This window comes from Pseudomonas sp. XP2, assembly GCF_053557975.1.
The window spans coordinates 246,722-263,637 of the sequence record NZ_JBNRIK010000004.1; the positions used below are offsets into that span (position 1 = coordinate 246,722).

Consider the following 16,916-nt stretch of genomic DNA (forward strand, 5'->3'; position numbering starts at 1 on the left):
GCCTCGTACTTCAACCTTGCGAATGCTCGGGCGAGATCACCAGCACACTGCTGCTGAGCCGATGCAGGATCCGCTCGGCCGTACTGCCGATGAACCAGCCGATGCCGTGATGGTGGTAGCTCCCCATCACCAGCACATCGATGTCATTGCTGTCCATGAACAGCGCGAGCACCTTGGTCGGGTCCCCCACCCGCATGTGGCGGTGCTCGGCGGGGATCCCGTTACGTTCGGCCAATGCCTGGAAGGCGTCGGCCTGGGCCTCGTGCAGTGTGCGTGACAGGTTGGAATCAAACAGGAACGAATGTTCCCGGTTGTCTTCGGCATTCAGGTACATGGCGCCCATGTCATAGGCATACAGCAGCTCGATCTGGGCGTTGCATTGCAAGGCCAGCTTGAGCGCTTCACTGATGATGTGGTCGTTGAAGCCTTCGAACTGATCCTCCGGGCGCGACAGGTCAACTGCTGCCAATATCCGGCGCGGCAGGGCATTGCTGGCGTTGTGGACCAGGTGCAACGGAAAACGGGTGTCGCGCAACAACTGGACGTCGAGCGAGGTGAACATTGCCCGCATCCACCATGGCTCATGCTCAAGCCCCTTGATCAGCATGGCGAACGGCTGCTCACGCAGGTGCACCTGGATCTCGTCCAGCGGGCGCTGCACCCACAACACCTCGATGGTGACCGTCACGCCGTTGCGGCGCATCGACAATGCCTGGGTTTCCAGCCATTCACGGTGTTGCTGCACATAGCCCTCCCGCATGACCGCCAAGGCCTGTTCGTTGACCAGGCCGGCCGTGGCAAGACCCTCCAGGTAGTCGAAGGCGACGATGTGCAATGGCATGCCCTTGGCTTTGGCCAGCGCAGCTGCACGGTCATAGACCGGTGTGCGGCGCATCAAGGGCGAAGCAATGAGAAGAAGTCTTTGCGGGTTGGTCATGGCACACCTCTGCGGGCTCGATGAGTACCTTGATGATCTGCCAGGTGCGTTTGCCCGGTTTGATGTTTATCAAAAGCCCAAGGCACTGACCAACGGCTACCGCCGCGTGCCGCGCCATTGACGCGAATCAAGACTTTTGCGCTTTTTGGGCGCAGGCTGTAGTTGCCAACAAAAATCAGCGATGCCCCGGAGGCTAGCCATGGCGCTCATGAAAGCGGCTATTTTCGTCGAAAAGAACCGCATCGTGCTGGACGACAAGCCCATCCCCGAGATCGGCCCTTTGGATGTGCTGGTGCGCATCAGCACCACGACAATCTGTGGCACTGATGTGCATATCCTGCGTGGCGAGTATCCAGTGGCAAAAGGGCTCACCGTCGGCCATGAGCCAGTGGGTGTCATCGAAAGACTGGGTTCAGAGGTTCGGGGCTTTCATGAAGGGCAACGCGTCATCGCCGGCGCCATCACCCCCAGCGGCCACAGCAATGCCTGCCTGTGCGGCTGCGGCGCCCAGGACGGCGCCGATACCGTGCATGGCTTCAAGGCCATCGGTGGCTGGAAGCTCGGCAATGTCATCGACGGTTGCCAGGCGGAATACGTTCGGGTACCGGACGCAATGGCCAACCTCTCCCCCATTCCTGACGGGCTCAGTGACGAACACGTGCTGATGTGTCCCGATATCATGTCCACCGGTTTTTCCGGTGCAGAACGTGGCGCAGTGACGATCGGCGATACCGTCGCCGTATTCGCCTTGGGCCCGATTGGCCTGTGCGCAGTCGCCGGTGCCAAAATGCTGGGCGCCACCACCCTCATCGGCGTGGACAGCGTGCCGGCCCGCATGCGTGTGGCACGCGAAATGGGTGCGTCGCACGTGGTCGACTTCAAGCAAGGCAATGTGGTGGAACGCATCATGGCGCTGACCGATGGCCGTGGCGTGGATGTGGCCATCGAAGCCCTGGGCACCCAGACCACGTTCGAATCGGCGCTGCGCGTGCTGCGCCCCGGGGGTACGTTGTCCAGCCTGGGCGTATACAGCACCGACCTGCGAATTCCCCTCGATGCATTCGCTGCGGGCCTTGGCGATTACCGCATTGTGACCACACTGTGCCCCGGAGGCAAAGAACGGATGCGCAGGCTGATGGCGGTGGTCGCAAGCGGCCGTGTAGACGTTTCACCCCTGGTCACTCACCGGTTTCGGCTTGACGACATCGAGGCTGCCTACGAATTGTTCGCCAACCAGCGCGACGGCGTGATGAAGGTGGCGATCACCCCTTGAACCTCACCACGCCGTCGGCAAGGACGCCCCCCCCAATCAAATGGCAGTCCCTTGCTCATGCCTGCACTGGAGGTTCCGATGAACGTTTACATCGAGAAAAGCGCCAAAGAGAACCGCTGGTGGGTACACATGGACGACTGGCGAGTGAGTTTCCGAACCCGTCTGAAGCCAAGCAGTTCGTGAGCGTGCTGAGCGCCCGGCTGAACGCGCCTCATTTGCTGAACACGATTACCACCGCAGCACTCCGCCCTTCGAAGGAGGCATGAAATGTCGGGCCTGACCGACTTTCCACTGCTCGAGCAGCCTGTGCCAGCGCGCGAACCGCTGCCCCTTCATTTGAAACGCCTGGCATACCGATGCAATGAGTGCCGGGTCAACGACTTGTGCTTGCCCACGGGTCTGCCCCTGCACGACAACCGTTACCTCGGCACCCTGATCGGCTCTCGCATCCGGGTGAGAAAGGGGGCTGCGCTGTTCAACGCAAATGTGCCCTTGAGTCACCTGTACTCGGTGTACTCAGGCAGCTTCAAGACGAACCTCAACAACGCCGAAGGCCAGGGTGTGATCATCAATTTCTGGATGCCGGGGGACGTCCTCGGGCTCGATGCCATCGCCACCGAGCTTCATGTCTGTGATGCCATCGCCCTGGAAGACAGCGAAGTGTGCCCGGTGCCCTATCATCGTCTGCAAGCCGTGGCGCGTGAGTTTCCCCCGCTGCAACAGAGCTTGAACCGCCTGATGAGCAGGGAAATCATCCGCGAGCATGAGCGCGTGCTGATGCTCTGCAACCTCTCTGCCGAACAGCGGCTTGCCAGTTTCCTGCTCGGTCTTTCCCGCCGCTTCGTCAGCCGCGGGTATTCATCCAACGGTTTCATGTTGTGCATGTCTCGCGAAGACATCGCCTCCTACCTCGGGCTACGCCTGGAAACCATATGCCGCTCGGTCGCTCACTTGCGCGGGCTGGGTATCGTCAACCTGCGGGGGCGGCTGGTGGAGATCCTCGACATGCCAGCACTGAGTGCGCTCGAACTGGGGTCCGCGGGCAGCTATGCCATCGCTGAACTCAAACCAGTCAAGGCTGACTGAGAAACCACCATGGCGCAAGCACGTCTGTACGCGGTACCCCAGCAGGCCCAGCGTCGAAAAACCGGTATCACCAGCGCAGAAAACGTGGCCCTAGCGCCGCCCCCAAGGCCGTCGGCACCAGCAAACCCAGTACGTACCAGAGCCCCCAGAACGGCACAGCCATCTCCGGGCAATGCAGGCAATAAGCCAACGTTGCGGTGGCACCCGCAAGCAAGCCTCCTGCAGCACCCGCCAGTCGCAGGCGGGTGGGTGCCAGGCCGCGCATTGCCCAGAACACGGTGATTAAGGTGGGTACCGAAAGCAAGGTAATGTTCAGCGGGCAGGTGCGCCAGGTGCGCCCGAGCAGCAGGTCCGCCCGGGCATCCACCGGCGCGCCCAGCAGGCTCACCGCCGCACCCAGCCAGACCAGCAGCAGCGGCAGCCCCATAAGGCCCCACAGCCGCCCCCCGTTCACCCCCGGCCTGACCAGCCGCTGAGTCAGCAACAGTGCCAGCAGCGCCAGGCTGCCGGGCAAGGCCAGCTTGGCCCAGAACAGCGGGGTGTGCGCCACCTGCGCCAGGTCACCGCGCACGCCGAAAATGGCCACCGTCAGCAGTACCGCGCCCAATCCGCCGCCCACCAGCGCCAGCACCAAGCGCCGCGCCGGTGCGTGACGGCTCACCGGCCCTTCCCCGGCCGCCAGCAGGGCAATCAAGTCATCAGTCTTCATTTTTGCCCTTGCCTCCAATCAGTTTGGCCAGTGCCTTGAGGCCCCGGTGGATGCCCACTTTCACCGCCGAACTGGAAAGACCGGTCATGCGCGCGGTCTCTTCCACCGACATCCCCTCCAGTTTGACATGGACGATGGGCAGCCGCTGGCGCGCTGGCAATCGCTCCAGGAGCTTGCCCAGGTCACGTGTCGCCTGGGCCACTTCCTCCTCGCCGGGCGCGAACAGATCACTTTCATCGTTCAGCTCCTCGTGCAACGCACCGTGGCGAGCGTAGCTGCGATAGTGGTCCGCCAGCTTGTAGCGGGCAATGGCCTGCACCCAGGCGGTCAACGGTTGCTGTGCCTCGTAGGTATGGCGGGCGTTGTGCACCGCCAGCAACACCTCTTGCAGCAAATCTTCGACATCAGCGGGGCGTTGCCACAGCCGCCGCAGCAGAAAGCCACGCACATGCGTCGCCAGCGCCGCCAGGAACGCCCGATAGGCCGCCGCGTCCCCCGCCAGCCCCTGTAGCAGCAAAGCCTGCAACTGGGCCTCGCGCGCGCTGAGCGCCTGCTGAGTATTAGTTCGTGCCATCAGCCTCCCCGGTTACATCGAGCGTGAAAGTTTTCCATTCAACCCGTGTCGCCTTCATACGGTAGGCGACTGACGCACCGCCGGAAAAAAATTTTGCAGCTGCTGTAACCCGTTCAACCCAGGCTGCGAACTACTCCATGAGCCGCCGGTAAACCACCACGGCCCCACTTCCCGGAGATACATCATGAAAACCCTCGCCCTCGCCACTGCCGCGCTCGCCCTGGCTTCGCTGGCCGGTATTTCCCAGGCTGCCGATGCGACCAAACCAGCCACCACCGGTGCCGCCATGGAAAAATGCTACGGCGTCGCCATGGCTGGCAAGAACGACTGCAAGGCCGGCGCCGGCACCAGCTGCGCAGGCAGTGCCAAGATGGACTACGACGGCATGCACTGGAAGAACGTTCCCGCAGGTACCTGCACCTCCATCAAGACGCCCAACGGCATGGGCTCACTGACCCCGCTCAAGTCCTGAGCACAGGCCGCCGATCATGAACGGGACTTACCTTTCAGGTGCCGGGCTTGGGCTGAAGGCTGACCACTATGCCGAGGCCTGGGCGTGCCGGGCCCATGGGCTGTGGTTCGAAGTACACCCGGAAAACTACATGCTCGGCGGCCCACGCATGGCCTGGCTACAGCGCATAGCCGAACACCATCCGCTGTCGCTGCACGGTGTTGCGCTGTCGCTCGCGGCGGACGCCGCGCCGGATGACACACACCTGCGCCGCCTGCGGGCGCTTGTCGACCAGGTGCAGCCGGCGCTGGTCTCGGAGCACCTGGCATGGTCAAGCTGGAACGGGCAATACCTCCCCGACCTGCTGCCCTTCCCCCGCAGCGACGAGGCCTTGGTCCGTATCAGCGACAATGTACAGCGCACACAGGATGCGCTGGGGCGCAGCATCTCGCTGGAAAACCCCAGCCACTACCTGCCCATGGAAGGGCACGACTGGGACGAAATCGACTTTCTGGCCGAACTGACGCGGCGCACGGGCTGTGGCCTGTTGCTGGACGTCAACAACGTGCACGTCAGCGCCCACAACCTCGGGTTCGACGCTTCAGCCTACCTGGCGAGGTTCCCGGCCCAGGCCATCACTGAAATACACCTGGCTGGCCACAGCCACGACGCCCGGGCCAGCCTGCTGATCGACTCCCATGACGCCGCCATCGCCGCACCGGTCTGGGCCTTGTACCAGCAGTTGATCACCCGCATCGGCCCGCGCCCGACGTTGATCGAGCGTGACGGCAACCTGCCGGCGTTCACCGAGTTGCTGGCCGAACGCGGTACCGCTCAGGCACTGCTCGATCAGGCAGGAGTACGCCCATGACGCTTTCCCTTGGCCAGTTTCAGGCCGCCTTCGTCGAAGCGCTGTATCACCGCCCGGCCCCGCAATTGGCCGCGCTGACCCAGCATGCTGCATTCGCGGTGTATCGCAATACTGTGCTGGCGGGTTGCACCGATGCCCTGCGTGCAAACTTCCCCAGTGTCGAAGCGCTGACAGGCCCGGCCTGGATGCAGGATGCCGCTGCGGCCTATGCGAAAACCACGCCCCCCGACGACCCAAGGCTGATCCACTATGGCGCGGCGTTCGCCGACTTTCTTGAACAGATCCAGGCCCAGCACGGCCTGCCGTACCTGGCCGACGTGGCACGCCTGGATTACGCCTGGTGCGAGGTGTTCAGCGCCCCCCGCGAGCCCTGCCTTGCACTTGCAGACTTGGCCGGCATGACAGCTGCCGACCTGGCCAACAGTTACCTGGCGCCGCGCAGCAGCGTGCGCTGGCGCTGGTTCGCGCAGCACCCGGCCTTCAGCCTGTGGCGGTACAGCCGCGAAGGCCAGCCATGGCCGAATGACCACCCATGGGTGGCCGAGGGTGCGGTATTAAGCGGCACCGACGAAGGTGTTGCCCTGCAGGCACTGGAGGTCGGCGGCTGCGCCTTTCTCGATGCATGCGCCCAAGGTTTGCCTTTGGCGCAGGCCTCACTGATTGCACAAGCGAGTCAACCCGACCTGGACTTCACCGACCTGCTCGGCCGGCTGCTGGCAGCCCAGGCCTTTCGTCCACTTGCATTCGCCTGAAGGAAGCACCATGGACACCATCCACGTCACCCGCCCCGACAAGAGCCTGCGCCAACGCTGGAACCACCTCACCGACCGTGCACAGCAACTGCTCAGCGACAACGTGCTGTGCCTGGTGGCGCGCATGGCCATCGCCTCGACCTTCTTTCTGTCCGGCCGCACCAAGGTCGAAGGGTTTCTCAGCATCACACCCAGTACCTATGACCTGTTCCAGAGCGAATATGCCCTGCCGCTGGTGTCACCGTGGCTGGCGGCCCACTTGGCAACCTATGCGGAACACCTGTTCCCGTTGTTGCTGGTGCTTGGCCTGTTCACCCGGCTGTCGGCCCTGGCCCTGCTGGGCATGACCACGGTGATCGAAGTGTTCGTCTACCCGGACGCCTGGCCGACACATCTCACGTGGGCAGCCTTGTTGCTACTGTTGATCGCACGAGGAGCCGGTGCGTTGTCACTGGATCGGGCAATAGGACTGCGTTGAGCTCCTCTGTCGGATGCCAGGGGGATCCACCTTCATGAAGCCTTGCGGGGCCGTTTGGCGGCAGGCTTGCCGCCCTTTGGCTTGCCGCCGAGGCTGCGTTTGAGCAGTTCGGTGAGGTCGAGGATATCCGCGCCTTTTTCCACGCCCTTGCCCTCCCCTTTATCCACCGTCTCGATCTTGCCTTTGCTGGCCTTTTCTTCCACCAGGTCGAGAATGGTCTGTCGAAACGCATCATGGTACTCATCCGGCGCCCATGACCCACTCATGTCCTCGACCAGGCGTTTGGCCATACTCAGTTCGCGCTTGTCGACCTTGGCATCGGTCACACTCTTGTCCAGCTCAAGGGTTTCCACCCCGCGTACCTCCTCAGGCCAGCGCAGGGTAATCAGCACCAAGGCATCTTCCAGTGGCCGCAGCAGCGCCAGGTGCTGGCGCGTATGCAGCACGACGGTGGCCAGTGCAACCTTGCCGGTGCTCTCCAGCGTGTCGCGCAGCAGTGCATAGACTTTGCCGCCGCGGCGGTCGGGGCTCAGGTAATAGGGGGTGTCGAAGTGCTGCAGCGGAATTTCGCCCGCCTGCACGAACGAGAATATATCGATGGTCTGGGTCGCTTCCGGTCGGGCGTCGCGGATCTCTTGCTCACTGATCACCACGTAGCGGCCCTTCTCGTACTCCACGCCCTTTACGATGTTGTCCTTGTCGATTTCCTTGCCGGTGACCTTGTTCACCCGTTTGTAGCCCACAGGCTCCATGCTGCGCTTGTCGAGCCAGTCAAAATCCACCCGCTCGGAGCTCACCGCAACGTTGAGCGAAACGGGGATATGCACCAGCCCGAAACTGATTGCACCTTTCCAGATGGCCCGCGCCATGTCGACCTCCTATGCCTTTGACAGTGTGACGGCCCGCCGATGGCGCACGGCGCCGCAGCGCCGGCAACACTGGCATTGGAGCTCGCCCGGTTCATGGTTCGGCACGCAGTGCCACTGGCAACCCTGCAACAAGCACAGCAGTTTCATCAGCCACCTCCCAAGGTCTCAGTGGACGGACCCCTTACTGGAACTGACTGACGGCACGGGCGAAGGTTTAGTCTGGATGCGCCCTTTGCAGCACAGGGTGAAGAACGCAGGGATCGGCAATTGAAGCAGACGTGCTCGAGGATGCAGAGCAGCGGCCATCCCCCGTCTCGGGTGCTGCGCACCATTTTCATTGCAAGCGAGAAAGTCTTACTCCATTCAGGCGGTTTTTTGTGTGAATCGAAACGGATAGTCTGAACCCACTTTTCGCATCCCCAAGAGGCAGCGCCAATGAAGGCAGTCGTTTACACCCAGCCCGGTTTGCCGATCCAGGACCCACAATCGCTGTATGACGCGCAACTGCCCACGCCACAGCCAGGTGCCCGTGATCTGCTGGTCGAAGTCAGGGCAATTGCCGTCAACCCGGTTGATACCAAGATCCGTGCAAGCCGTGGTGGCGAGCAACCACAAGTGCTCGGTTGGGACGCAGTTGGCGTGGTCCGCGAGGTAGGGCCGCAGGTCACGTTGTTCCAACCGGGCGATGAGGTTTTCTACGCCGGTGCCATTGACCGTCCTGGCAGCTACAGCGAACTGCATGTGGTGGACGAACGCATTGTCGGGCACAAGCCTCGCAGCCTGGACAACGCAAGCGCCGCCGCTTTGCCGCTGACCTCCATTACCGCCTGGGAACTGCTGTTCGACCGCCTGGGCGTTGAAGAAAACGGTGGCAAGAACCAGAGCCTTCTGGTGATCGGTGCTGCCGGCGGGGTTGGTTCGATTCTGGTTCAACTTGCCCGCAAGCTGACACAGCTCACGGTGATTGGCACCGCCTCCAGGCCCGAGACTCAGGCCTGGGTTCAGGAAGCGGGAGCCCATCACGTGATCGACCACCGCGAATCGCTTGCGCCCCAGCTGGAAGCACTCAAGCTGGGCCCGGTCGATTACGTCATCAGCCTGACCCACACTGACACCTACCTCCCGCAACTGGTGGAGGTGCTTCGCCCACAAGGCAAGCTCGCGTTGATCGACGACCCGGCGCAACTGGATGTCATGCCGCTCAAGCGCAAGTCACTGTCAGTGCACTGGGAGCTCATGTTCACGCGTTCGCTGTACAAGACCGAAGACATGATCAAACAGCATCAACTGCTCGATCGCGTTTCGCAGCTGGTCGATGATGGCGTGCTTAAAACCACCCTCGGCGAGCACTACGGTACGATCAATGCCGAGCACCTCAAGCGCGCCCACGCCATGATCGAGAGTGGAAAAGCACGCGGCAAAATCGTCCTGGAAGGTTTCTGACGCCCTGTCAGGCGCCCGACGCCCACGCCGCTCGCCCTGACACCGCATTGACGCCTTCCAGCGTCGCAAACGAAATGTCTTTCGCCGTGAGCAGGAAATCACGCATGTAGGGCACTTCGAGCATGTCGCTGCGTACCGCTGCGAACAGGGTGGCCTGCAACCCTGCTTCGCCGAGGCGCTTGGCCAACACGTAACCGCGGGAGGTGTACTCATGCACCGCCCAGTTCGGCAGGCAGCAAACACCACGGCCGCTGGCCACCAGCTGCATCATCATCACAGTCATTTCTGCCGTACGTATCCGCGCAGGTTCGATGTCGGCGGGGTCGAAGAAACGGGTGAAGATGTCCAGGCGGTTTCGTTCGATCGGGTACGTGATCAAGGTCTGGCTGGCGATGTCGGCAGGCTCCAGGTAGGGCTTATCGCGCAGCGGATGATGCTTGTCGATGGCCAGCATTGCCTCGTACCCGAATAACGGCACGTACGTGATACCCGGCAGGGTCATCGGGTCGGAGGTCACCACAAGGTCGAGGTCACCACGCTGCAGGGCCGGCAGTGGGGCGAACGACAACCCCGACGCCAGGTCCAGTTCAACTTCCGGCCAGGCGCAGCGAAACTCGTCCAGTGAGGGCATCAGCCATTGATAGCAGCTGTGGCACTCGATCGCGATGTGCAGCCGGTCGGCCGTGCCGCCTGCCAGCTTGCTCAGGTTGCGCTCCGTTGTGCGGATCAGCGGCAGCACCTGGTCGGCCAGCTGCAGCAGCTTGAGGCCCGCAGTGGTGAAGCGCACCGGCTTGGATTTGCGCACAAACACAGGCATGCCAACGCGGCTTTCCAGCTCACGGAACTGGTGCGACAGCGCCGACTGGGTCAGGTGCAGGCGTTCGGCCGCCTCGGGCAGGCTGTCCGTTTCACGCAAGGCATGGAGTGTGCGCAAGTGTCTCAAGTCAATCATGAGCAGCACACAACGCGAGTGATCGGGTCACCATGATGCCCGATGGTCATTGCCCGAGAGCTCGCTGCGAACCATTTCTGCACCGGCACTCAAAGCCCTGAGCTTGCCGCTGGCCACCCGACGCGGCAAGGGAGCCATGCCACAGTTGGTGCAAGGGTAGAGCTTGTCAGCCTCTACAAATTGCAGTGCCTTGCGTAAGGTATCGGCAACCTCCTCGGGTGTTTCAATGGTGTGGGTCGCCACATCAATTGCGCCTACCATCACCTTTTTACCGCGAATCAACTCAAGCAGCTCCATGGGCACATGAGCGTTATGGCATTCCAGCGAGATGATATCGATACTGGACTTTTGCAGTTTGGGGAAGGCCTCTTCATATTGCCGCCACTCTGACCCCAAGGTTTTTTTCCAGTCGGTGTTGGCTTTGATGCCATAGCCATAGCAGATATGCACGGCAGTTTCACACTTGAGGCCTTCGATGGCCCGCTCCAGGGTGGCAACCCCCCAGTCATTGACCTCGTCAAAAAACACATTGAAGGCGGGCTCATCAAACTGAATGATGTCAACCCCGGCAGCCTCCAGCTCCCGGGCTTCCTGATTGAGGATCCTGGCAAATTCCCAGGCCAGTTTTTCGCGGCTTTTGTAATGGCTGTCATACAGCGTATCGATCATCGTCATGGGGCCTGGCAGCGCCCATTTTATGGGCTGGCGGGTCTGCTGACGCAAGAACCTGGCATCGTCGACAAATACCGGCTTTTGCCGAGCAACAGCGCCTACTACGGTGGGTACGCTTGCATCATAGCGATCACGGATCCTGACGGTCTCGCGTTTCTCGAAGTCAACACCGCTCAGGTGCTCGATAAAAGTCGTCACAAAGTGTTGGCGCGTTTGTTCACCATCACTGACGATATCAATGCCGGCGTCTTGCTGTTCCTGCAATGACAAGCGCAGGGCATCCTGCTTGCCTTCGATCAATGCCTCATCTTGCGGTTTCCAGGGTGACCAGAGCGTTTCGGGTTGTGCGAGCCAGGCGGGTTTGGGCAAACTGCCGGCAGTCGAAGTGGGTAACAATTTGTTCACGAAGGAAGACCTTATCTATTCAGTTGATCAGCAGGCGTAGTGGTTGGACCACTGCTCAAGTAGCGCGTGGTGCGGTTTGATAAAGTGCTCCTCGACAAAGCGCCCCTGCTCAATGGCCAGCCGGCTTCGTTCTTCTCGGTCATACACGATGCGCGTCAGGGAGTAATCCTGATGCTGCAGGCTGGGTTGGTAGCATTTCCCGGCGGCAGAGTTGGCGTTGTAGATTTCAGGTCGATAGATTTTCTGGAACGTGTCCATGGTACTGATGGTACTGATCAGCTCCAGGTGGGTGTAATCACTGAGCAAATCGCCGGAAAAATAGAACGCCAACGGCGCCACACTGTTGGGCGGCATAAAGTAACGCACGTGCAATCCCATCTTCTCGAAATACGTATCCGTCAAGGAATACGCATCCTGCTGGTATTCAAAGCCCAACACAGGGTGGTGATTATCCGTTCGAGAGTAAGTCTTGCTGCTCGAAACACTCAGACAGATGACGGGCGGCTTGTCGAAGTGCGCCTTGTACGTGCTTGAATTGATGAAGCACTTGAACAGCTTGCCGTGCAGCTCACCAAAATGGTCTGGCGTACTGAATACAGCCTGGTTTGCATTATGCTCACGCAACAGCACACTAAAATCGTAATCCCGCACGTAGGAAGAAAAGTTATTCCCCACCATGCCCGCAAAGCGCTCGCCGGTGGGTCGGTCAATAATGCTTGTTTTCAACATTTCAATCAGGGGTAGCGCCTGATTGCCGCCTTCAGCCTCAATACCCATCTCGACAGAAATAATATCAAGCTCAACAGTATAACGGTCGCCCTTGGGGTTATCCCAATGCGCCAATGCATTGAAGCGGTTATCGATCATCTGCAAGGTGCTGCGCAAGTTCTCTTGCCGGCTCACACCCCTCGCCAGGTTGGCGAAGTTGGTAGTGAGGCGCGTCTTTTCGGAGGGTTGATAATGCTCGTCAAAGCGGATGCTCTTGATGAAAAAATTAAAGTCGTTACTGGTCATGGCGGGGCGCCCACTCAAATATCCATATTTTCTATAATTGGCCCGTAGTTTAAGTTGGGGTACTGGGCGATGGAACTGAATTGATTTCACAGAACCTTTAGCCACGCTCATGACAAGGCACCCACCTTGAACGGGCTGTACACGCTTCGCTATCCGCCCATTGCAGCCCTCGGTGAACGATAGCTGTCGATCCAGGCAGCACGCGCGTGTCATGGGGCTTGCCCTGAACATATGGTAATTCGTATATTCGATTATCCATATGTTCTGGTGCAGCCATGATTACCCCGCCCGATATCTTCAAGAGCCTCTCTGACGAAACCCGCGCTCGCGCCACCCTGCTCATCGCCAGCCTGGGAGAACTCTGTGTTTGCGAGCTGATGTGCGCGCTGGGCGAAAGCCAGCCGAAGATCAGTCGCCATCTGGCGCAACTGCGCAGCAATGGCATGTTGCTGGACCGGCGCCAGGGTCAGTGGGTGTATTACCGCCTTAACCCGGCGCTACCGGCCTGGGTTCACGAGATGCTGCAGGTCACCTTGCAGGCCAATTCGCACTGGCTGGCCGACAACACACGTCGGCTCACGTGCATGGACGACCGCCCCGTGCGCGATGCCGCCTGCTGCTGAATCACCCTTTCGGCTCTGGCCCAAGCGCCGGCGCCTCTGACGTCCGCCACAAGGCGGAGGAGCCCTCCATGCGAGTCCTGTTCATGTGCACGGCCAACAGTTGCCGAAGCATCCTGTGCGAAGCACTTTTCAACCACTTGGCCCCTGCCGGTTTCGAGGCAGTCAGCTCCGGGAGCGTCCCCAAGGGGCAGGTTTTGCCCCGTAGCCTGAGCACGCTGGAGCAGGCCGGTATTTCGGCTGCTGGCCTGAGCAGCAAGGGCAACGACGCATTCGAGAGCAGCCCGCCGGACGTCGTTATTACGGTCTGCGACAAGGCCGCCGGCGAAGCCTGCCCGGTCTATTTCGGCCCCGCGCTGAAATCGCATTGGGGGTTGCAGGACCCGTCCGATGTCGTGGGTGACGAGGCGCAAGTCGACGCGGCTTTCCACGCCACGCTGGCCCACATCGCATCGCGCTGCCGCGCTTTCTTCGCCCTTCCCTTCGATCGCCTCGACCGTGATCAGCTCAAGCACGAGCTGGATCGCATCGGCACGCAATAAGCAGGAGTCAAAAATGTCCGAGCATCTCCCTAACCTCGACCTCGCATTGTTCGAGCTGCCCCCAACGGCAACCGTGGCAAGCGAGCACAAACCACGCATCCTGCTGTTGTATGGGTCTACCCGCGAACGCTCTTTCAGCCGCTTGCTGGTGGAGGAAGCCGCGCGTCTGCTGGAACACTTCGGCGCCGAAGCACGAACCTTCGACCCTTCGGGCCTGCCGCTGCCTGACGATGCGCCGGTTGAGCACCCCAAGGTGCAGGAATTGCGTGAACTTGTGCAATGGTCGGAAGGCCAGGTCTGGTGCTCGCCAGAGCGCCATGGGGCGATGTCTGCAGTGTTCAAGGCGCAGATCGACTGGGTTCCCCTGGCGCTGGGCGCCGTGCGCCCCACCCAAGGCAAGACCTTGGCGGTGATGCAGGTGTGTGGCGGCTCGCAGTCGTTCAACGTGGTCAACCAGTTGCGTGTGCTTGGCCGCTGGATGAGGATGTTCACGGTGCCGAACCAGTCCTCGGTACCCAAGGCTTACCTTGAGTTCGATGATGCCGGCCGGATGAAGCCTTCGCCGTACTATGACCGCGTTGTTGATGTGATGGAGGAACTGGTGAAATTCACCGCGCTGCTACGTGATCGTCAGGATTACCTGGTGGATCGCTATTCAGAGCGCAAGGAAACCGCCGAACAGCTATCTGCACGCGTCAATCAGCGCTCAATCTGAAGCCGCCATGCGGCCCGCTTGCACCAGGATGGCTTGCCCACCCTGGTGCGCATCAGCAATGATCAGCGGTCCTGTTCGCCCTGCGGGTTATCGCGTTGCGATTGCTGACCCATGCGGTCTTTATCCGCCGGGTTCTCCTTGTCAGTCATGCTGTCTTCCTGCCGACCGCCCTTGCTTCCGGTATCGCGGCCCCAGTCTTTGTTCATTTTGTCCTCGGGCTTCTGCCCCGGCTGGTTCTGACCTTGTTGCTGGTGGTTGGGCATGCCACCGCCCGAGCCTTGACCACCCTGCTGGCCGGTACCCGCCGTGTTGTTCCCGGCGCCTGCACTGGCATTGCCCTGGTTGGCGCCCTTGTCTTGGTTATTAGCCATGATCGCTTACCTCAAGTCAGACACAGAAAGGCCTGTGTGTTCGTACGACTGCGGCTTGCCTGACGTGGATGTATTTATTCACAGCCTTTCGGATGAGCGATACCAAATGCAGGGGCCTGATACTGAGCTGCGCTAAATACCGATATGCCACAGCATCCGGAATGAGCCGGCATCCTGATGAATGGGGATGCCTCGGCCAGGAAAATTGGCACAATTCATCTGTTTAAGCTGATCTGTGGCGCTGCATGGCATATCCTTATGCCTCGCAATCAACTTCGAAGCAGTGAATTGAACAATGGGTTTTGAACAACTAGCTGAGCTACGTGACCGTCTGCGGGCGGAAAAAGTGCAGGAAAAGGCCGATAGCCCGAAACAACCCAAGCGCAAGTCCCCGCCACAGGCAAAGCCTCGTGAGCAGGACCCGGCGGTGGCAGCGATCTGGCCATTGCAAAAGCACTTTCCATTGGCCTTCCCTGTCAATCCGGCCCCCAAGGTTCCGCTCAAAGAGGGCATTTTCAAGGATGCCGAGCAGCACCTTGAGCTGCTCGGCATCACCCGTGAACAGCTCAAGCTGGGCATTTCTACCTGGTGCCGGGGTACCCGGTACTGGGCAAGCATGGTGGAGAATGCGCCGCGCCTGGACTTGAATGGTCAAGTCGCTGGCACAGTGACAGCGACTCAGGCGATCCATGCCAAGCAACAAGCTGCGCGGCATCGCAGCCAGGAACGTCGCAATCGTGCTAAGGCAAAAGCGCCTGTTGCGGCCCCCGCCGCCGAGATCACGGCGGCGCAGACTCCGGACTGAATTCAATCGCGCTCCCACAGGAAGGTCATCAGCCACCGAGGCCTGCGCTATACCTGTGGGAGCCGGGCTCGCCGGCTCCGGGTGCCTGCTTCGGACACACGGCGGAAGGGCTTCAGCGCAATCAGCCCCGATCTGTCTTGTCATTTGCCAAGGGTTCGGGCAGGGTCGATACCACTGACATCTCTGCCTAGGAGTCGCCCATGTCTACGCTTTATCCCAGTAATGATCCTGAGGGGCTGATCGAGTACTCGGTGGTCTACACCGACCGCTCGCTCAATCACATGTCACAAACCTTTCAAGGCGTGATGCGGAACATTTCCAGCACGCTGAAACAGGTCTATGGCGCCCAGGCTGTTGCGGTAGTGCCGGGCAGCGGTACATTCGGCATGGAATCGGTAGCGCGACAGTTTGCCACCGCTCAGCAATGCCTGGTGATACGCAACGGCTGGTTCAGTTATCGCTGGAGCCAGATCCTTGATATGGGCAACATCCCGGCGGCCACCACGGTGCTCAAAGCCCGCCCGGTCGACACAGGGCACCAGGCTGCCTACGCGCCCCCGCCGCTGGAGGAAGTGCTGGCAAGCATCCAGGCGCACAAGCCTCAGATCGTCTTCGCCCCCCACGTTGAAACCTCATCCGGGATCATCCTGCCCGACGATTACCTGCGGGCCGTCGGTGACGCCGTGCATGCGGTGGGTGGCCTGTTCGTGCTGGACTGCATCGCCTCTGGCACGCTGTGGGTTGATATGGAAAAGTGCGCAGTCGACCTGCTGATCAGTGCACCGCAAAAAGGCTGGAGCGCTTCCCCTTGCTGCGCCTTGGTGATGCTCAGCGCCTTGGCCCTGGAGCGCATCGAGCACACGCAGAGCAGCAGCTTTGCCTGCGACCTGAAGAAGTGGCTGCAGATCATGCAGGCCTACGAACAGGGCGGACATGCCTACCATGCAACCATGCCCAGCGATTCGCTTGCCCGGTTCAACGACGTGTTGAACGAGATGCAAGCCTACGGTTTCGACAAGGTGCGCAGCGAACAACAGGCGCTGGGTGATCGGGTGCGCGCCATGTTGGCCGCCAAAGGTATCAAGAGCATGGCCGCAGCCGGCTTTCAGGCCCCAGGCGTCGTGGTGAGCTATACCGATGATGCCGACATCAAGACCGGCAAGAAATTTGCCGATCACGGCCTGCAGATTGCGGCCGGCGTACCGTTGCAATGCGACGAGCCAGCCGACTTCCAGACCTTCCGCATCGGTCTGTTCGGGCTCGAAAAACTGCACAATATCGAGCGTACGGTCAACACCCTGGAGCAGGCAATCGATGAAGTGATGACGGACTGAGCCGTCATCCCATTACAGCAAGGTCGGGCGCGTTACCCGTGAA

Annotated in this window: 21 protein-coding genes; 12 read left to right on the forward strand and 9 right to left on the reverse strand. The window is 60.7% G+C overall.

Translation table 11 applies throughout. The features are described 5' to 3' along the window. Positions 1 to 10 precede the first annotated feature (10 nt). A complete protein-coding gene (locus ACK1VC_RS07540; RefSeq protein ID WP_060516701.1) occupies positions 11 to 937 on the reverse strand; it encodes a universal stress protein in 927 nt (308 codons plus the stop codon). Between the two features lie 199 nt (positions 938 to 1,136). Between ACK1VC_RS07540 and ACK1VC_RS07545 the strand changes: the two genes are divergently transcribed. Next, on the forward strand, positions 1,137 to 2,210 hold the full coding sequence (locus ACK1VC_RS07545; protein ID WP_191087540.1) for an NAD(P)-dependent alcohol dehydrogenase: 1,074 nt from the start codon (positions 1,137 to 1,139) through the stop codon (positions 2,208 to 2,210). A 267-nt stretch (positions 2,211 to 2,477) separates the two neighbouring features. Further along, positions 2,478 to 3,296, forward strand: a complete 819-nt coding sequence (locus ACK1VC_RS07550) for a helix-turn-helix domain-containing protein (RefSeq protein ID WP_023048292.1) — start codon at positions 2,478 to 2,480, stop codon at positions 3,294 to 3,296. A gap of 67 nt (positions 3,297 to 3,363) precedes the next feature. Here the strand turns inward: ACK1VC_RS07550 and ACK1VC_RS07555 are convergent, their stop codons facing one another. Together ACK1VC_RS07555 and ACK1VC_RS07560 are read right to left on the reverse strand one after the other, a co-directional pair. After that, positions 3,364 to 4,005, reverse strand: a complete 642-nt coding sequence (locus tag ACK1VC_RS07555) for a DUF1109 domain-containing protein (protein ID WP_096425970.1) — start codon at positions 4,003 to 4,005, stop codon at positions 3,364 to 3,366. Then, positions 3,995 to 4,579 carry a sigma-70 family RNA polymerase sigma factor gene (locus ACK1VC_RS07560; protein WP_016486261.1) on the reverse strand — a complete coding sequence of 195 codons (585 nt, stop codon included), beginning with the start codon at positions 4,577 to 4,579 and terminating at the stop codon, positions 3,995 to 3,997. The genes ACK1VC_RS07555 and ACK1VC_RS07560 overlap by 11 nt, the downstream gene beginning before the upstream one ends. A 184-nt stretch (positions 4,580 to 4,763) precedes the next feature. On the opposite strand from ACK1VC_RS07560, the gene ACK1VC_RS07565 reads away from it, so the two are divergent. From ACK1VC_RS07565 to ACK1VC_RS07580, 4 genes are read left to right on the forward strand one after another with little or no spacing between them, the layout of a single operon-like run. Beyond that, entirely contained in the window at positions 4,764 to 5,051 is a 288-nt protein-coding gene (locus ACK1VC_RS07565; protein WP_016486260.1) for a BufA1 family periplasmic bufferin-type metallophore, read from the forward strand. A gap of 16 nt (positions 5,052 to 5,067) precedes the next feature. Next, positions 5,068 to 5,901: an MNIO family bufferin maturase gene (gene bufB, locus ACK1VC_RS07570; RefSeq protein WP_016486259.1), complete on the forward strand. Its 834-nt coding sequence runs from the start codon at positions 5,068 to 5,070 to the stop codon at positions 5,899 to 5,901. Further along, on the forward strand, positions 5,898 to 6,653 hold the full coding sequence (locus ACK1VC_RS07575) for an HvfC/BufC N-terminal domain-containing protein (RefSeq protein ID WP_016486258.1): 756 nt from the start codon (positions 5,898 to 5,900) through the stop codon (positions 6,651 to 6,653). The genes bufB and ACK1VC_RS07575 overlap by 4 nt, the downstream gene beginning before the upstream one ends. 10 nt (positions 6,654 to 6,663) lie before the next feature. Then, positions 6,664 to 7,131 (forward strand): DoxX family protein, encoded by a 468-nt coding sequence (locus ACK1VC_RS07580; protein ID WP_023049279.1) that lies wholly within the window; start codon positions 6,664 to 6,666, stop codon positions 7,129 to 7,131. Between the two features lie 32 nt (positions 7,132 to 7,163). Here ACK1VC_RS07580 and ku read toward each other — a convergent pair whose 3' ends face one another. Together ku and ACK1VC_RS07590 are read right to left on the reverse strand one after the other, a co-directional pair. Next, on the reverse strand, positions 7,164 to 8,000 hold the full coding sequence (gene ku / locus ACK1VC_RS07585; protein WP_016486256.1) for a non-homologous end joining protein Ku: 837 nt from the start codon (positions 7,998 to 8,000) through the stop codon (positions 7,164 to 7,166). 9 nt (positions 8,001 to 8,009) lie between these two features. After that, entirely contained in the window at positions 8,010 to 8,147 is a 138-nt protein-coding gene (locus tag ACK1VC_RS07590; protein WP_305728981.1) for a PSPA7_2676 family Cys-rich small protein, read from the reverse strand. Positions 8,148 to 8,435: 288 nt separating this feature from the next. On the opposite strand from ACK1VC_RS07590, the gene ACK1VC_RS07595 reads away from it, so the two are divergent. Next, positions 8,436 to 9,443, forward strand: coding sequence for a zinc-binding alcohol dehydrogenase family protein (locus ACK1VC_RS07595; protein ID WP_023049280.1), 1,008 nt, complete (start codon positions 8,436 to 8,438; stop codon positions 9,441 to 9,443). A gap of 7 nt (positions 9,444 to 9,450) precedes the next feature. On the opposite strand, the gene ACK1VC_RS07600 is transcribed toward ACK1VC_RS07595, so the two are convergent. From ACK1VC_RS07600 to ACK1VC_RS07610, 3 genes are read right to left on the reverse strand one after another with little or no spacing between them, the layout of a single operon-like run. After that, a complete protein-coding gene (locus tag ACK1VC_RS07600; RefSeq protein WP_060516707.1) occupies positions 9,451 to 10,395 on the reverse strand; it encodes a LysR family transcriptional regulator in 945 nt (314 codons plus the stop codon). Between the two features lie 27 nt (positions 10,396 to 10,422). Continuing rightward, entirely contained in the window at positions 10,423 to 11,472 is a 1,050-nt protein-coding gene (locus ACK1VC_RS07605) for a methionine synthase (protein WP_191087539.1), read from the reverse strand. 27 nt (positions 11,473 to 11,499) lie between these two features. Next, on the reverse strand, positions 11,500 to 12,486 hold the full coding sequence (locus ACK1VC_RS07610) for a DUF1852 domain-containing protein (protein WP_023049282.1): 987 nt from the start codon (positions 12,484 to 12,486) through the stop codon (positions 11,500 to 11,502). 275 nt (positions 12,487 to 12,761) lie between these two features. Between ACK1VC_RS07610 and ACK1VC_RS07615 the strand changes: the two genes are divergently transcribed. The 3 genes from ACK1VC_RS07615 to arsH all read left to right on the forward strand — a co-directional run bounded on the left by ACK1VC_RS07615 (position 12,762) and on the right by arsH (position 14,363). Further along, positions 12,762 to 13,109, forward strand: coding sequence for a metalloregulator ArsR/SmtB family transcription factor (locus ACK1VC_RS07615; protein ID WP_191087538.1), 348 nt, complete (start codon positions 12,762 to 12,764; stop codon positions 13,107 to 13,109). 68 nt (positions 13,110 to 13,177) lie between these two features. Next, positions 13,178 to 13,648: an arsenate reductase ArsC gene (locus tag ACK1VC_RS07620; protein WP_095114943.1), complete on the forward strand. Its 471-nt coding sequence runs from the start codon at positions 13,178 to 13,180 to the stop codon at positions 13,646 to 13,648. A 13-nt stretch (positions 13,649 to 13,661) separates the two neighbouring features. Beyond that, positions 13,662 to 14,363 (forward strand): arsenical resistance protein ArsH, encoded by a 702-nt coding sequence (gene arsH, locus ACK1VC_RS07625; protein WP_016486249.1) that lies wholly within the window; start codon positions 13,662 to 13,664, stop codon positions 14,361 to 14,363. Positions 14,364 to 14,425: 62 nt separating this feature from the next. On the opposite strand, the gene ACK1VC_RS07630 is transcribed toward arsH, so the two are convergent. Beyond that, a complete protein-coding gene (locus ACK1VC_RS07630; RefSeq protein WP_016486248.1) occupies positions 14,426 to 14,734 on the reverse strand; it encodes a hypothetical protein in 309 nt (102 codons plus the stop codon). A 295-nt stretch (positions 14,735 to 15,029) separates the two neighbouring features. On the opposite strand from ACK1VC_RS07630, the gene ACK1VC_RS07635 reads away from it, so the two are divergent. Both ACK1VC_RS07635 and ACK1VC_RS07640 read left to right on the forward strand, forming a co-directional pair. After that, positions 15,030 to 15,539, forward strand: coding sequence for a ProQ/FinO family protein (locus ACK1VC_RS07635; protein ID WP_016486247.1), 510 nt, complete (start codon positions 15,030 to 15,032; stop codon positions 15,537 to 15,539). A gap of 200 nt (positions 15,540 to 15,739) precedes the next feature. Continuing rightward, positions 15,740 to 16,873 (forward strand): alanine--glyoxylate aminotransferase family protein, encoded by a 1,134-nt coding sequence (locus tag ACK1VC_RS07640; RefSeq protein ID WP_449117932.1) that lies wholly within the window; start codon positions 15,740 to 15,742, stop codon positions 16,871 to 16,873. Positions 16,874 to 16,916 lie beyond the last annotated feature (43 nt).

Coding starts and splice junctions, on each gene's coding strand:
- ACK1VC_RS07550 (WP_023048292.1), top strand. CDS start 2,478: ATGTCGGGCCTGACCGACTTTCCACTGCTCGAGCAGCCTGTGCCAGCG.
- ACK1VC_RS07575 (WP_016486258.1), top strand. CDS start 5,898: ATGACGCTTTCCCTTGGCCAGTTTCAGGCCGCCTTCGTCGAAGCGCTG.
- ACK1VC_RS07555 (WP_096425970.1), bottom strand. CDS start 4,005: ATGAAGACTGATGACTTGATTGCCCTGCTGGCGGCCGGGGAAGGGCCG.
- ACK1VC_RS07610 (WP_023049282.1), bottom strand. CDS start 12,486: ATGACCAGTAACGACTTTAATTTTTTCATCAAGAGCATCCGCTTTGAC.
- ACK1VC_RS07630 (WP_016486248.1), bottom strand. CDS start 14,734: ATGGCTAATAACCAAGACAAGGGCGCCAACCAGGGCAATGCCAGTGCA.
- ku (WP_016486256.1), bottom strand. CDS start 8,000: ATGGCGCGGGCCATCTGGAAAGGTGCAATCAGTTTCGGGCTGGTGCAT.
- ACK1VC_RS07590 (WP_305728981.1), bottom strand. CDS start 8,147: ATGAAACTGCTGTGCTTGTTGCAGGGTTGCCAGTGGCACTGCGTGCCG.
- ACK1VC_RS07540 (WP_060516701.1), bottom strand. CDS start 937: ATGACCAACCCGCAAAGACTTCTTCTCATTGCTTCGCCCTTGATGCGC.
- ACK1VC_RS07615 (WP_191087538.1), top strand. CDS start 12,762: ATGATTACCCCGCCCGATATCTTCAAGAGCCTCTCTGACGAAACCCGC.
- arsH (WP_016486249.1), top strand. CDS start 13,662: ATGTCCGAGCATCTCCCTAACCTCGACCTCGCATTGTTCGAGCTGCCC.
- ACK1VC_RS07600 (WP_060516707.1), bottom strand. CDS start 10,395: ATGATTGACTTGAGACACTTGCGCACACTCCATGCCTTGCGTGAAACG.
- ACK1VC_RS07620 (WP_095114943.1), top strand. CDS start 13,178: ATGCGAGTCCTGTTCATGTGCACGGCCAACAGTTGCCGAAGCATCCTG.
- ACK1VC_RS07565 (WP_016486260.1), top strand. CDS start 4,764: ATGAAAACCCTCGCCCTCGCCACTGCCGCGCTCGCCCTGGCTTCGCTG.
- ACK1VC_RS07595 (WP_023049280.1), top strand. CDS start 8,436: ATGAAGGCAGTCGTTTACACCCAGCCCGGTTTGCCGATCCAGGACCCA.
- ACK1VC_RS07635 (WP_016486247.1), top strand. CDS start 15,030: ATGGGTTTTGAACAACTAGCTGAGCTACGTGACCGTCTGCGGGCGGAA.
- ACK1VC_RS07545 (WP_191087540.1), top strand. CDS start 1,137: ATGGCGCTCATGAAAGCGGCTATTTTCGTCGAAAAGAACCGCATCGTG.
- ACK1VC_RS07580 (WP_023049279.1), top strand. CDS start 6,664: ATGGACACCATCCACGTCACCCGCCCCGACAAGAGCCTGCGCCAACGC.
- bufB (WP_016486259.1), top strand. CDS start 5,068: ATGAACGGGACTTACCTTTCAGGTGCCGGGCTTGGGCTGAAGGCTGAC.
- ACK1VC_RS07560 (WP_016486261.1), bottom strand. CDS start 4,579: ATGGCACGAACTAATACTCAGCAGGCGCTCAGCGCGCGCGAGGCCCAG.
- ACK1VC_RS07640 (WP_449117932.1), top strand. CDS start 15,740: ATGTCTACGCTTTATCCCAGTAATGATCCTGAGGGGCTGATCGAGTAC.